This is a genomic window from Halorubrum sp. PV6, assembly GCF_003990725.2.
In the GTDB taxonomy this organism is placed as follows: domain Archaea; phylum Halobacteriota; class Halobacteria; order Halobacteriales; family Haloferacaceae; genus Halorubrum.
On the sequence record NZ_CP030064.1, the window covers coordinates 34,921 to 47,625 of the forward strand.

The window sequence follows — 12,705 nt, forward strand, 5'->3', positions numbered from 1 at the left end:
TCAACGCTCCCCGTCCTCGATCTCCGAGCGAGCGACCGCTGCGCCCGCGTACTCTAACACCTCCGCGGCGCCGTCTTCGGAGTAGCCGCGCTCGACCAAGGCGTCGACCCACGCGCTCCGCTCTTCGTCGTCGAGGTCGGTCGCGGAGACCAGCGCCGAGAAGTTGATGTTGTGCTTTTTGTCCTCCCACAGTTTTCGCTCTAGGGCGCGGCGGAGCCGGTCGTTCTCCCGCGGGTCGAAGCCGCGCCCCTCGCGGGCGCGCCGCGACACCCAGTTCGAGACCTCCTGTCGGAAGTCGTCCTTCCGGTCGGAGGGCACGTCGAGCTGCTCTTCGACCGCCCGCAGGAACGTCTCGTCCGGCTCGGTCTCGCGGCCGGTGAGCTCGTCGGCGACCGTGTCGTCGTCGATGTACGCCATCACGTGGTCCATGTACTTTTCGCCCTGTCTGCGGAGCTCGTCTACATCGTACGCTAACGCGTGTCTCACGTCCTCGATGGCGCGCTCGCGGTACTCCTCGCGGACCGTCTCCAAGAGCCGTTCGTACCGGGCGAGGTCGTCTTCGGCGATGGACCCGTGACCGCCGAGGTTCGCCTCGAAGTGGTCGAAGACGGACAACGGCGAGAGGTAGCTGCGGTCTCGGTGGGTGGCGTCCATTATCGCCTCGGCGATCTCGTCGCCGACGAACCGCGCGGAGATGCCGTCCATCCCCTCGCCGATGTCGGCCGACTCGGCGGCGTCCTCGCGGAGCTTCCGGCGGTCTATCTCCTCGTCTTCGAGTTCGCCGTTGTACACCTTCGCCTTGTCGAGGAGGCTCACCGTCCCGTCCGTGGGCTCTTCGAGCCGGGTGAGCACGCCGAAGAGGCCGGCCATCTCCAAGGCGTGCGGCTCGACGTGGACGTTCGGCACGTCGGCGTTCGCGAGCATCTTCTCGTAGATGTTCGCCTCGCTCTCGTACTCCAACACGTAGGGGTAGTCGATCCGCTTGGTGCGGTCGTTGAACGCCTCCATCTTCTCGTCGCCGGTCTTCTCGCGGTACTCCGGCATGTTCGTCCGCCCGACGATCACCTGATCGATGTCGATCCGCGGGTTGTTCTTCGGCTTGATCGTCGACTCCTGTGAGGCGTGCAGGAAGTCGTAGAGGAACTCCCGCTGGAGTTTGAGCAGCTCCTCGCCGGAGAACAGCCCGCGATTGGCGTTACAGAACGCGCCGGCGTAGTCGAACGCGCGCGGGTCGGACTCGCCGTAGACGGCGAGTTTCGCGTAGTTGACGTCGCCGGTGAGTTCGGTCTCGTCCTGGTTTTTCTTGTCTTTCGGCTCGAACGTCTCGATGCACTCTCGGCGGTTCTCGTCGGCGACGAGCCGGACGACCTCGACGTGGTCTTCTAAGACTCGCTGGAGGTCGTCGTCGTAGTGCGCGAGCAGCTCGTTTAAATAGAACTCCGAGGCCGGGTCCGGATGCTGGTCGTTTCGGAGGGTGTACGGGGCGTCGAGCCGCTCGTTGAGGTCCGCTATCACGTCTTCGCGTTGCGAGCGTGGCAGGAGGACGAGCGGGTCCTGGTTCATCGGCGAGCGCACCGTGTCGTCGCCGGGGTCCTGGTCGTCGATCACCGAACACAGGTCCACCCAGCGGAAGGTGTACATCCGGCCCGCCTCCTCGCGGGTGTACGCCTCGAAGTACCGGCGGACCAGCCAGTCGAAGTGCGACTTCCCGGACCCGACGGGGCCGAGAAGCAGCTTGATCCGCTTTTCGGGGCCGAGTCTGCGGGCGCCCGATTTCACCTTGTTGACGAACTCGTGGATCGACTCGTGGACCTCCCGGCCGTAAAAGACGTTCTCACCGTCGTGGAGCGGGTCGTCTGCGGCGAGCGCGTACTCGACGACGCCGTGTTCCTCGTCGTACCGGGTGCCGTAGTGGTCGAACATATCCGCGACCCGCTGGTGGGCGTTTCGTGCGATTCGCGGCTCCTCGTACAGCGCGTCCAGGTACCAGTCGAACGAGCGAGGCTCTCGCAGGTCGTCCGGGACGTTCGTCCGGTACGCTTCGCTGAGCCGTTCGAGCGTGGGTCGGTTTGACATTGTATCACGTCTCTCGGACGGGCGGAGACTCGACGGGTCGGCGTCGCAGCGCGGCGGCCGCGGGGACCGCAGGCGGAGTAGCGCCGTCGCTCTCCGTGCCGGAATAACGGCTTGTGAAGCCGGCGAACGCCGCTGCCGTCGAGGGCGACCCGCTGTGGGCCACCGTTCGCCCGTAACCGAGGCTATATATGTGAGAGGGATTCACAGGGATAAACATGTCGCCTGTTCACACGCAACACGTATACCCTGGGCGCCCGGTGCCCGGCGAACCGGCACCGCCGCGAGCAGCGAAAAACCGGTAACGCCGCCCCCGGAGCGCACCCTTTTGGCGGTCGGTGACGCAGGGCGCACGTGACGTTCAGCATCTGCGTTCGCGAGCGGTACACCGACGGCGACGGCGACGACCAGATCCGATACGGCGTCGCGGTGACTACGCGCCTGCCGGGCGTCGGCACGCTGTGTCCGTTCGCGTCGGCCGACGGCGCGGTGGCCACCCAGTCGCTCGTCAACGTCGAGCTCGGCCGGAAGGGGATCGCGTACCTCGCCGACGGGCTCGCGGTCGACGACGCGCTCGAAGCGCTGTTAAATGCCGACGAGGGGAAGTCGCAGCGACAGCTCCACGGCGTCGACGCCGAGGGGACGTTCGCGTTCTCGGGCGAGGCGTGTAACGACTGGTACGGCCACGTCGTCGGGGAGAACTACACCGTCGCGGGCAACCTCCTGACCGGGGAGGACGTGATCGAGGACACGGCGGCCGCCTACGAGTCCGACGCGCACGGGGACGCTCCGCTGGCCGAGCGACTGATAGCCGCGCTCGCGGCGGGCCACGACGCCGGCGGCGACAAGCGGACCGACTTGCAGATACAGTCCGCGGCCCTACAAGTCACGAACACCGAGACGGCCGACGACGACCCGTACTACAACGACCTCCGCGTCGACGCCTCCGAGACGCCGATCGACGACCTCCGTGAGACGTACGAAGCGGCCAAAGAGGGGTACGAAGCGGTGGTAGCGAAGTACGCAGACGAACCGTGACGGCGCTCGTCGCCTTTTAAATCCCGTCGCGGTCGGTGCCGGCGGTCAGCCCCTCACAGGGTCAACCGCGCGACGATGGGCAGGTGGTCGGAGGGGTACCGCCCGCGGTCGTCGCGGTCCGCGAGGGTCGCGAACGCCTCGACGGAAATCCCAGACGAGACGAACGCGTGGTCGATCCGGCGACCGTCGATCAGGCGGGCGAAGTCGGTGAGGCTCGTCTCGGGGCCGTGCCGCAGGTCGGCGACCGCGGCGGCGTCGCGGAGCGGCAGACTGCCGTCGTCCGCCACCGGCTCCCCGGCCGGGCCGTCGCCGACCAGAATCCGATGCGGCTCCGACCCCGGCGTGCAGTTGAAGTCGCCGACGAGCGCCACCGGGTGGCTCCCGTCTGTGCCCGCCCCGGCTATCTCCGGCAGTCGCTCGCGGAGCAGGCGCGCGGACGCCCGGCGCGCCGCCGCGCCGACGTGGTCGAAGTGGGTGTTGACGACGACGAGTTCGGCGTCGCCCTCCGTCGCTCGCACGTGCGCCCACGTCGCGATCCGCGGGTAGGCGGCGTCCCAGTCGGTCGACGGCTCCTCCGGCGTCTCGGAGAGCCAGAACGTCTCGTGGTCGGTCACGGTCCACCGGTCGGTCCGGACCGCAATCGGGCAGCCCTCGCCCGCCCCGCCGCCCTCTCGTCCCCGCCCGACGAACTCGTAGTCCGGCAGTCGCTCGCGCAGGTCGCGACGCTGGTCGGGGAGCGGCTCCTGAAACGCGGCGACGTCCGGGCGGTGGAACCGGACGAGCCGCGCGACGGCGTCCCTGCGGTCGTGCCACGCGTCGTGGTGGTCGTCCTGGTTCGCGTAGCGGACGTTGTAACTCAGCACCCGAATCCCGGTCATTGAAACCCGTGTCGCGGGCCGGGCGTTTAAAACTCGGGGGGTGTCACTCGGCGGGCGCGATACGGTATATCGGCGCGTCGTCGTCGTCGACCGCCGCGAAGAGATGGCCTGACACCGGCCCCACCGCCACGTCGCGGATGCGCTGCTCCCGGTCGGCGAGCAGCGTCCCCTTTTGGGTCACCTCCCGACCGTCGACAGCGAAGTGCGCGATGGAGCGCTTCGCCAACCCGGCGACGAACAGGTCCCCCTGCCAGTCGGGAACGGCGTCGCCGTCGTAGAACGCGGCGCCGCTCGGGGGGAACCCGCCGCTCCCGCACGGCCAGCCGTACACCGGGGCGATCACGTCGTCGCGCTCGGCGTGTGACACCCCGACCGGCTCGTCGGAGCCGTACGCACAGGAGTTGTCCGCGACGGGCCAGCCGTAGTTTCCGCCCGCTTCGAGGACGTTTATCTCGTCGCCGTCGCGCTCGCCGAACTCCGTCTCCCACACCGCGCCCGTCTCGGGGTGGATCGTGAGCCCCTGCGGGTTCCGGTTGCCGTAGGTGAACACCGCGTCCGAGGCGTCCGGGTCGTCGACGAACGGGTTCGACTCGGGTATCGAGCCGTCGTCGTCCAGCCGCAGCACCGAGCCGAGGTCGTCGTCCAGCCGCTGCCCGACGTGGTCCGGACCGAAGTCCTTGAACTGGCGGTCACCGACGCTGACGTAGAGGTACCCCTCGTCGTCGAACACCGCCCGCGAGCCGTAGTGCCCGTTCGATTCGACGAACGGGCGGGCGGTGTACACGGGCTCGAAGCCGTCGAGTCGCCCGCGCTCGCGGTCCAGTCGCCCGCGGCCGACCCGCGTCGTCGACCCGCCCTCGCCCGCGACGGAGTAGGTGAGGTAGACGAGCGAGTTCGCGTCGAACGCGGGGTGGATCGCCACGTCCAACAGCCCGCCCTGGCCGCGAGCGTGGACCTCGGGGACGCCCGTCAGCTCGGTTCGGTCGCCGGTCTCCGGCTCCAAGAGGAGGAGCCGGCCGGCCTGTTCGGTGACCAACAGCCCGGACTCGTCGGGGAGGAACGCGAGCCCCCACGGGTCCGAGAGGCCGGTGAACGCCTCGCTGACGGTGACGGGCGTGGTCGACTCGGATTCGGGCGCCGACGCGTCCCCGCCGTCGTCTCCCCCGAAGGTGCCGGTACAGCCCGCTAACGACCCGGAGAGGGCCACCGCCGCGAGCAGACGGCGGCGAGACACGGAGTCGGTGATCATGGGTGAACGTTGGCGCCACGAACGTATCACTGTGTGGCATTCCCCGGCGGCCGCTCTCCGATGCGGTAGCGTTCAGCCGCCCGCTCTCCGGCGGGGTAGCGTTCAGCTGCCACGCGCCGCGCGGCCGTCGCCCCGCCGGTCGCTCACGCCGAGAACTCGTACAACTCGTCGCCGACGTAGTGGATCGATTTGACGACCTTCCCGCTGTCGCCGACCATCTCGTCGCCGTCCGCCATCGCGCGCCCGACGGCGAGCACCTTCCCGTGCGTCTCCTCGGCGACGACCACGAGGTCGCCCTCGCGAATCTCCGGGTCGGCCTCGACGATGCCGGGCCGCATCACGTCGGCGCCGTCCGAGACGAACGAGATGGCGCCCGCGTCCACGGTGACGACGCCCGTCTCCGGCTCGTAGTCGTTCGCGCCCCGAACGGTGAGGAACGGCTCGTCGTCGTCGACGTAGAAGACGGCGGGCTCGCCGTCGACCAAGACGAGTTCGTAGTTCGCGTCGACGAACTCGACGAACTCGAAGGTCTCCCCGTCGATGTCGACGCCGAGGTGGTCGGCGACCGCCTCGCGGATCGCCGCGATGTCGTCGCTCCGGAGGTGGTGCCGCGATTTCACTTCCATGGGCGCTTACTCAATCGCTCAGCCGATAAATGGTCCGCTCTGCCCTGCGTGGCCGCGCGCCGCCGCCCTCGCCGCCAGTCGGGCTCTCACGCCGTTGGACCGATCAAAACGGCCTTAAACCACCTTTCCTAATCAGTTCGTATGCTCAATCCGCTCATTACGACGATCGCGAACGCGCCGGCGATTGTCATCGGCGTGATCGCGGTACTGCTCGTCGTCCTCGTCAGTTCGCTGAAGGGGACGGGGTGGGAACCCGCACCGGACATCTCGGACGAGGTACTGCAGCGGCGCGCCTCTGCCGTGCCAGAGACCGAGTTCCCCGAGCCCGGCAACCGCGCGGTCGGCGGCGGTGGCGGCGGCGGCGCGATCCCGGCCGGCGGCGAGGGCGAGGGCGCCGAGTTAGAGGACGGCGAGACCGCGAGCGCCGGTCCCGGCGACATCCCCGAAGACGAGGTCGAGTACTTCGAGGTCGAGTTCGTCAAGCAGGGCGAAACCATCGAGCTCTCGAACGACCAGCCCATCTTAGACCAGGGCGAGGACGCCGGCTGGGACCTCCCGTACGCCTGCCGCCAGGGCCAGTGTGTCTCCTGTGCCGGGCAGATCGCCGACGGTCCCTCGGAGGACTACGTCGAGCACGACAACCAGCAGATGCTCGAAGACGCCGAGATCGACGACGGCTACACCCTGACCTGCGTCGCGTACCCCCGCGACTCCTTCAGCATCGAGACCGGCGAGGCGCCGTAACGCCGCCGACCCGCAGTTCTCTCTCGCTCGCCGTTCGCGACACCCTTTTTCACCTCTCTGCCGAACAGACGCTATGTCTCTGATCACGCTCGTCGGCGTCGGCACCGGCGCGCTCCTCGCCGCGATCGCGGCCGCGCTCGTCTACCGCGACGCCGACCGCGTCGGTGTCGGTCTCGGGTCGCCGCGCCTGTGGGCCGCCTTCGTCGTCGTCACGTCCGCGGTTTCCGGGATCACCGTCCTCCTCGTCCCCGACGCGCCGATCCCCGGCGTCCTCGTGGTCGCGGCGCTGGGGCCGCTCTTGTACCTGCTCGAACGCGACGACTCGATGCACGGCGACGACCCGGCGGACCCGACCCGGCTCCCGAGCGAGTCGGAACGCGGAGAGGACGGCGAGGAGTGAGCCGCCGACTCCCGCAGGATCGACGGTGACACAGTTCGTTTCGCGCACCCTACACCCTCGCAAACCGCAAGCTTCCATAGGATCGGGTGCGAACACGGGACAATGAGCGACGAGAGCCTCGCGGACCGAGTCGAAGAGTGGATGGTCGGACAGATGCCGATCATCCAGATGCATGGTGGGACGAGCGTCGTGCGCGAGGCGGACGCCGAGACGGGCGAGGTCGTCGTCGAACTCGGCGGCACCTGCTCCGGCTGCGGCATCTCGAACATCACCGCCGACAACATCCGCCGGGACCTGATCATGGACTTCGACGAGGTGGACAACGTCACGGTACGGACCGCCTCCTCCGGCGATCAGGGCGCCTCCACCGTCGAAGGCGGGCGCGGCGGCGAGTTGAAACACGAGACCGAATCCGCGAACCACTTTTAACAACTCGCCGTCGCGACCCCGCTCGTCGCAGACTCGGGTCGTTCGCTCGGTTACCGGCGTGCTCTCTTTTAAACCCGCGCTCCCGTTCACCCGTCTCCGCCGCTCAGAGCGCGTTCTCCAGCGCCGACGCCACGCTCCGGGCCTTCTCCGCGAGCGCCTCGGGGACCTCGCCCGCCGCCTCCGCCTCCCGAAGTTCGTCGTCGTCGACGCGCTCGACGGTCCCGTCCGGGTGTTTCATCACGTCGACGTGGAGGTCCACGTAGCGCGCGGCGTCCGGGAACACCTCGACCGGCGTACAGACGTTGACGTAGGTCCCGCGCACGGTCCCGTCGCGCCCGCGGTACGTCGTCGGGTACCACCACCGCCCCTCTTTTAAGCTCGTCTCGGCCACGTCGCCGGCCTCGCGCGGCACGTCTAACCCGTCGTATGTGCCGCCGCCGGTCATCTCGCGTTCGACCGTGACCGACCCGTCGGCGTCGACCGCGGTCACCGTCGCCTCGCCGAGCGTGATCAGCCGCCCGTCCGGCTTCCCGTGTTCGAGCCGGAGCGCGTCGCCCTCGGCCGGTCCGAACGCGTCCGTCACGACCCCGAACGGGAACGCGGCGTCGGCGTCGGGCTCACACAGCGCCTCCGCGAGGTCGACGCCCGTCGACGCGTCCGCCGCCCCGGCCTTCACCCGGTGGTGACCCGGCATCGTCGCGGTCACCGTGCGGCGGCGGTCGTCGAGCGCGAACCGGCTCTCGCGGCCGAACCACGCCCAGAAGCCGGCGTTCGGCCGTGCGACGGGCTCGTCGCGGCGGTCGGTCGCCCCGTCGAGGACGCCCACGCCCCCGGCCGCGTCGACGACGTCGCCGAGCCCTTCGGCGGCCGCGACCGCCCGGTCGAGGCCGGCTCGGAGCGCCTCGGTGTCCGCGTCGACCGCGGGCGGCTTCCAGACCGCCCGCCACCCTTCCGGCGGCTCCAACCCGAGCAGATCGAGCATCCCCGACAGCTCTCGTGCGGCCTCGTCGCGCCGCACGTCGACGCGCGTCCCCGATCCGGGTTCGAGCGCGACCAACCCGTCGCCCGCCCGCAGCGACCCGGCCACCTCGGGCCGGCGGTCGGTCCACGGCGCCGCTGACTCTCGGACCTGCACCCGGACCGAATCCCCCGTCTCGACCCGGTCGTCGACGCTCCCGTACGGGAGGTACCCCTCGACGGTCCCGTCGTCCAGCCGGAGCCGGACGACCGCCCCGCCGCCGAGCGTCTCGGTCGCCGTCCCGTCGAGCACGGTTCCGGGCGGCGTCGGGTCACTCCACGCCAGCGTGTCGACTCCGGTCGCGGCGAGGCGGTCGCGGAGCGTCTCCACCGCCTCCGGGTCGCCGTGTGCGCCCACGCCCTGTCGGTCCTCCGTGGTCGCGATCCGCACGTCGGGCGCGGCCGTGCCGAACTCGGCGTCGAAGCGCCGCCGGATCGGGGCCGAGGCGTCGACGACGTCGTGGCCCGCGTCGAGCAGCGCCTCGGTGAGCGCCGTCGCGTAGATGCCCCGGACGCGAGCCTTCATAGCTCGTCGGAGTCGCGCGCGAACCGCACGCGGTCGTGGACGGTCGGGCCGAGCGACAGCTCGACGAGGACCGGCGTCTCCTCGTCGTCGCTTCCGGCGTCGGCTCCGCTTTCAGCGTCAGACCCGCTCCCGGCGTCGCTCCCGCCGGCCGTCCGCAACACCCGCCCGCCCTCGACCGGCACGCCCCAGCCGTCGAGCGAGAGGTAGCCGCGGAGGTCGCTCCCGTGGGTGAAAACCTCCACGCCGGCCGTCGCGTGCTCCTGTCTGTCGGTCGCGCTGTGGGCCATCTCCATGTCGGAGTAGTACGGCCCGGCCGGCTCGAAGAACGCCCGGAGCCGGTCGGCGTCCGCGTCGACCAGTTCGGCGACCCGGTCGGACGCCGCCGCCACCGCGTCCGCGTCGAGCCCCGCCTCGCGGAGGGCCTGTTGGGTCCGTGAATCGAAGTGCATACTCGCGCTTCGACCGCCGCGGCTTCAATGCTGTCGGATCCTCCCCCGCTGGCCACTGGTTAAGTCCCCTCGGTCCGAACCGACGGTCATGCCATCTCGGTCGGATCCGGTCGAGTCGCTCGCCGACGACGACCGCGACCTCTACGACATCGCCACGTGGGAGGAACGAACCTCTCTCGACGGCCTCTCGGTCGCGTTACACTGGCTCATCACCCGCTCGGCGAAGGCACTCGTCGTCTTCGTCGCGCTCCTCGGGCTCCTCGCGATACTCGGCTCCTTCGGCCTCGGCCTCGTCTTCGACCCGGCGGTCGCGATACTCGTCGGCCTCTCCGCGGTCCCCGCGCTCGGCCTCGCCGCGTACGTGTACCTCTCCGACGTGACGACCGGCGAACCGCTCTCGCTTCTGGTGGCGACGTTCCTGCTCTCGATACTGACCGCGACCTTCGCGGCGGTCCTCAACAGCTTCGCCCAGCCGTACTTCGACCCGTTCGGCTTTCCTGGGCTCGTCCTCTTTTTCTTCGTCATCGTCGGGCCCATAGAGGAGTCGGTGAAGCTGCTCGCGGTCCGGCTGTACGCTTACACCGACGCCCGGTTCGACGCGGTGATCGACGGTGCCGTGTACGGCGCCATCGCCGGGCTCGGCTTCGTCGTCATCGAGAACCTCGTCTACATCGCGCGGACCGTCGAGCTCGCCGAGCTGTCGATCGGGATCGCCGCGCTCGGCGCGGGCGACGGCATCGCCGCGCTGCGCGCGCTCGCCGGGCCGGGACACGTCATCTACTCCGCGTTCGCCGGCTACTACCTCGGGTTAGCGAAGTTCAACCCCGAGAACCGCGGGCCGATAATTGTCAAGGGGCTCGTCATCGCCGCCACGATACACGCGCTGTACAACACGCTTGTCGGCCCGGTGACGACGGTCCTCTCGGCGCTGACCGGGATCCCGCGGCTCGCCTCGCTTTTCCTCTTCGTCGTCGTCTTCCAGGGCGCGTTCGCCGCCGTCCTCGTGCGGAAGCTCCGCCGCTACCGCGACGCGTACCTCGAAACGCGCGACGCGGTCGACCCGTCGGTCGCGCCGGAGCTGACGGAGTTCGAAAACTGACTGCGGTCGTCGTTAATCCGCGTTTCTCAGGGCGGCGAGTCGACCCGCGACCGGTCGCCCGTCCCGCCGGTGAGCGCGCTCGCGAGCGCGCCTTTCACCACCACTTCGTCGCCGAGTTCGGTGAGCCTGACCTCGGGGACGTTAATGAACACCATCTCGGCCAACTTCTCGCGGATCGGGTCGAGGATCCGGTCGGGATTGTTGAGCGCGACCGCGCCGCCGACGCTCACGACCAGCGGGGCGTACGCGTGGATGACGTTAGCGACGCCCATCGCGTTCCAGTGTGCAACTTGGTCGATCACGTGGTCCGCGAACGTGTCCTCGCCGGCAGCCTCGAACACGTCGACCGCGGAGAAGTCGGGGTCTTCGATCGGCAGGCTCGTCTCGATCGGGTCCTCGGCGTGGAGTTCGCGGGCGTACTTCGGGATGTTGTTGCCGGAACAGTACCCCTCCCAGTGCCCGTCGAGCCCGCAGCCGCAGGTCATGAACCCGTGCGGGTCGACGGTCATGTGGCCGACCTCCCCCGCGTTACCGTCCCAGCCGGAGAGGACGTTGCCGTCGACGGAGACGCCGGCGCCGATACCGGAGGAGATGGTGAGATACACCAGGTCGTCGGGGTTGCGCTCGGCGTGGAACCGCTCGCCGATGACGCCGGCGACGGTGTCGTTGTGCAGGTGGATCTCGTCGGTGTCTAAAAGCTGTGAGACGGGGCCGACGAGGGGGATCCGCTCGACGGTGTCGGGGAGGTTCGCCGGGCCCTGTACGACCCCCGCCGCGAGGTCGAGCGGGCCGATCGAGCCGACGCCGGCGGCGACCGCCTCGCTCGGGTCGATCTCGGCGTCTTCGCACGCGCCGCGGACCACGCCGAGAACCGCCTCGGTGACGGCGATCCCGCTCGGACCGCGAGGCGTCCCCCGCTCGTCGGAGCCGAGGATAGTCGCTGTCTCGTCGCCGACGACCGCCCGGACGTTCGTCGCGCCGAGGTCGACGCCCACGTAATACATCGGCTAATAGCGCGACCCGGTGTCACTTAAGCGGGACGCTTCTCGCAACGCCCCGCCGGCGACCGAACGCGCCCGCGGCCGGCGGCGACGACCGAACACGCCCGCGGCCGGCGGCGACGACCGCCGCTCGCCCGTCTCCCTGCCATCTCCGTCGCTTAGGCGGCGACGTCACGCACGAACGTCACCGGGCACGGCGACGAGAGCAGGACCTCCTGTGCGACGCTCCCGAAGACGGCCTTCCCGGTCGGGGACCGGCCGCGTCCGCCGACGACGACGCGGTCCGCGCCGACCTCCTCGGCCGCCTCGACGACGCCGTCGGCGCGGTCGCCGACCGCACCGCGGATCGTGTGCGAGACGCCCGCCTCGCTGAGCGCCTTCGAGAGCGCCCGCGTGCTGGTGTGCCGCTCCGCGACGGCGGTGGGGGTCGAGCCCTCGCTCGCCCGGTCGACGCCGAGCCGCGACCTGACCGCGTCGAACTCCTCGTCGCTGAACACGTGGGTCACCACGATCTCCGCGTCCGAGGCCTCAGCGATCGCGATGGCCTCCGCGGCGAGGCGCTCCGTCTGGGGTTCGTCTCCTGTTCCGACCGCAACGAGGACTGTCTCGATGCTCATACCCGTCTATTGTCCGCCCAGGCTTTTAAATCTCTCGAATTTTTAACTCACATTCGAATAAATTCTAAACCGATCGATCCTGACGTTCCGCCGGCGACCGATCCGGACGCGTCGCTCGCCGGTCGGTTCCGTGCCGCAAAACGTCGCCCGCGCCGAGAGCCGCTCGTCAGGCGTTCAGTAGTCGGGCGCGTCGTCTTCGACCTCGCGCTTCAGCGAGTCGCGCCGGGACTTCGCGTCGCGACCCGTCGCCTCCAGCAGGAACTCGTTTTTCGCGTCGACCGCGTCGGCGGCGGCGTCGGCGTTCCCCTCCGCGATGACATCTTCGGCGGGGCGCTCCTCGAAGTGGACCGCGAGCTTGTCCTTCTTGCTCCCGTACTCGGCGGCGCCGGCGACGATGCGCTCGAAGACGGGGTTGTCGGGGTCCCCGACGACGTACAGTTCGTGGCCCTCCCACTCTTCCGTGCCGGTGACCGCACCGAAGTACGATTCGATGGATCCTTTCAGGTCGGGCATGCGGTCGTCCAGATGCTCGCCGCGTCGCATCTTGTACTCCTTCATG

At 69.5% G+C, this 12,705-nt stretch carries 14 protein-coding genes; 5 read left to right on the forward strand and 9 right to left on the reverse strand.

The window, feature by feature from the left end:
• Window positions 1–2,076: a PrkA family serine protein kinase gene (locus DOS48_RS13930; protein ID WP_127116339.1), complete on the reverse strand. Its 2,076-nt coding sequence runs from the start codon at window positions 2,074–2,076 to the stop codon at window positions 1–3.
• 351 nt (window positions 2,077–2,427) lie between these two features.
• On the opposite strand from DOS48_RS13930, the gene DOS48_RS13935 reads away from it, so the two are divergent.
• Window positions 2,428–3,111, forward strand: coding sequence for a DUF1028 domain-containing protein (locus DOS48_RS13935; protein ID WP_127116340.1), 684 nt, complete (start codon window positions 2,428–2,430; stop codon window positions 3,109–3,111).
• 53 nt (window positions 3,112–3,164) lie between these two features.
• Here DOS48_RS13935 and DOS48_RS13940 read toward each other — a convergent pair whose 3' ends face one another.
• From DOS48_RS13940 to DOS48_RS13950, 3 genes are all read right to left on the reverse strand, one after another.
• On the reverse strand, window positions 3,165–3,989 hold the full coding sequence (locus tag DOS48_RS13940) for an endonuclease/exonuclease/phosphatase family protein (RefSeq protein WP_127116341.1): 825 nt from the start codon (window positions 3,987–3,989) through the stop codon (window positions 3,165–3,167).
• A 43-nt stretch (window positions 3,990–4,032) separates the two neighbouring features.
• Window positions 4,033–5,238, reverse strand: coding sequence for a PQQ-dependent sugar dehydrogenase (locus tag DOS48_RS13945; protein WP_210755387.1), 1,206 nt, complete (start codon window positions 5,236–5,238; stop codon window positions 4,033–4,035).
• Between the two features lie 143 nt (window positions 5,239–5,381).
• Complete coding sequence (locus DOS48_RS13950; protein WP_127116342.1) at window positions 5,382–5,864, reverse strand: RNA-binding protein; 483 nt, start codon at window positions 5,862–5,864, stop codon at window positions 5,382–5,384.
• Between the two features lie 141 nt (window positions 5,865–6,005).
• Here DOS48_RS13950 and DOS48_RS13955 point away from each other — a divergent pair, with 141 nt between their 5' ends.
• From DOS48_RS13955 to DOS48_RS13965, 3 genes are all read left to right on the forward strand, one after another.
• Window positions 6,006–6,608 (forward strand): 2Fe-2S iron-sulfur cluster-binding protein, encoded by a 603-nt coding sequence (locus tag DOS48_RS13955; RefSeq protein WP_127116343.1) that lies wholly within the window; start codon window positions 6,006–6,008, stop codon window positions 6,606–6,608.
• A gap of 73 nt (window positions 6,609–6,681) precedes the next feature.
• Complete coding sequence (locus DOS48_RS13960; protein WP_127116344.1) at window positions 6,682–7,008, forward strand: hypothetical protein; 327 nt, start codon at window positions 6,682–6,684, stop codon at window positions 7,006–7,008.
• Window positions 7,009–7,110: 102 nt separating this feature from the next.
• The gene (locus tag DOS48_RS13965; RefSeq protein ID WP_127116345.1) at window positions 7,111–7,437 is read left to right on the forward strand and encodes a NifU family protein; all 327 of its coding nucleotides are present in this window, start codon (window positions 7,111–7,113) and stop codon (window positions 7,435–7,437) included.
• Window positions 7,438–7,540: 103 nt separating this feature from the next.
• Here DOS48_RS13965 and DOS48_RS13970 read toward each other — a convergent pair whose 3' ends face one another.
• Window positions 7,541–8,980, reverse strand: a complete 1,440-nt coding sequence (locus DOS48_RS13970) for a DUF402 domain-containing protein (protein ID WP_127116346.1) — start codon at window positions 8,978–8,980, stop codon at window positions 7,541–7,543.
• On the reverse strand, window positions 8,977–9,429 hold the full coding sequence (locus tag DOS48_RS13975) for a hypothetical protein (RefSeq protein ID WP_127116347.1): 453 nt from the start codon (window positions 9,427–9,429) through the stop codon (window positions 8,977–8,979). Before DOS48_RS13975 ends, DOS48_RS13970 begins: the two co-directional genes overlap by 4 nt.
• An 88-nt stretch (window positions 9,430–9,517) precedes the next feature.
• Here DOS48_RS13975 and DOS48_RS13980 point away from each other — a divergent pair, with 88 nt between their 5' ends.
• Complete coding sequence (locus tag DOS48_RS13980) at window positions 9,518–10,528, forward strand: PrsW family intramembrane metalloprotease (RefSeq protein WP_127116348.1); 1,011 nt, start codon at window positions 9,518–9,520, stop codon at window positions 10,526–10,528.
• Window positions 10,529–10,554: 26 nt separating this feature from the next.
• Here DOS48_RS13980 and DOS48_RS13985 read toward each other — a convergent pair whose 3' ends face one another.
• The 3 genes from DOS48_RS13985 to DOS48_RS13995 form a co-directional block, all read right to left on the reverse strand.
• Complete coding sequence (locus DOS48_RS13985) at window positions 10,555–11,532, reverse strand: ROK family protein (protein WP_127116349.1); 978 nt, start codon at window positions 11,530–11,532, stop codon at window positions 10,555–10,557.
• A gap of 155 nt (window positions 11,533–11,687) precedes the next feature.
• Entirely contained in the window at window positions 11,688–12,146 is a 459-nt protein-coding gene (locus tag DOS48_RS13990; RefSeq protein WP_127116350.1) for a universal stress protein, read from the reverse strand.
• Window positions 12,147–12,320: 174 nt separating this feature from the next.
• Entirely contained in the window at window positions 12,321–12,704 is a 384-nt protein-coding gene (locus DOS48_RS13995) for a DUF5611 family protein (RefSeq protein WP_127116351.1), read from the reverse strand.
• Between the last annotated feature and the right edge of the window lies 1 nt (window position 12,705).

Bases quoted from the DNA above. Each gene is read 5' to 3' on its own strand.
- DOS48_RS13995 (WP_127116351.1), bottom strand. From the start codon at position 12,704: ATGAAGGAGTACAAGATGCGACGCGGCGAGCATCTGGACGACCGCATG.
- DOS48_RS13990 (WP_127116350.1), bottom strand. From the start codon at position 12,146: ATGAGCATCGAGACAGTCCTCGTTGCGGTCGGAACAGGAGACGAACCC.
- DOS48_RS13955 (WP_127116343.1), top strand. From the start codon at position 6,006: ATGCTCAATCCGCTCATTACGACGATCGCGAACGCGCCGGCGATTGTC.
- DOS48_RS13940 (WP_127116341.1), bottom strand. From the start codon at position 3,989: ATGACCGGGATTCGGGTGCTGAGTTACAACGTCCGCTACGCGAACCAG.
- DOS48_RS13930 (WP_127116339.1), bottom strand. From the start codon at position 2,076: ATGTCAAACCGACCCACGCTCGAACGGCTCAGCGAAGCGTACCGGACG.
- DOS48_RS13975 (WP_127116347.1), bottom strand. From the start codon at position 9,429: ATGCACTTCGATTCACGGACCCAACAGGCCCTCCGCGAGGCGGGGCTC.
- DOS48_RS13980 (WP_127116348.1), top strand. From the start codon at position 9,518: ATGCCATCTCGGTCGGATCCGGTCGAGTCGCTCGCCGACGACGACCGC.
- DOS48_RS13965 (WP_127116345.1), top strand. From the start codon at position 7,111: ATGAGCGACGAGAGCCTCGCGGACCGAGTCGAAGAGTGGATGGTCGGA.
- DOS48_RS13970 (WP_127116346.1), bottom strand. From the start codon at position 8,980: ATGAAGGCTCGCGTCCGGGGCATCTACGCGACGGCGCTCACCGAGGCG.
- DOS48_RS13985 (WP_127116349.1), bottom strand. From the start codon at position 11,532: ATGTATTACGTGGGCGTCGACCTCGGCGCGACGAACGTCCGGGCGGTC.
- DOS48_RS13945 (WP_210755387.1), bottom strand. From the start codon at position 5,238: ATGATCACCGACTCCGTGTCTCGCCGCCGTCTGCTCGCGGCGGTGGCC.
- DOS48_RS13960 (WP_127116344.1), top strand. From the start codon at position 6,682: ATGTCTCTGATCACGCTCGTCGGCGTCGGCACCGGCGCGCTCCTCGCC.
- DOS48_RS13950 (WP_127116342.1), bottom strand. From the start codon at position 5,864: ATGGAAGTGAAATCGCGGCACCACCTCCGGAGCGACGACATCGCGGCG.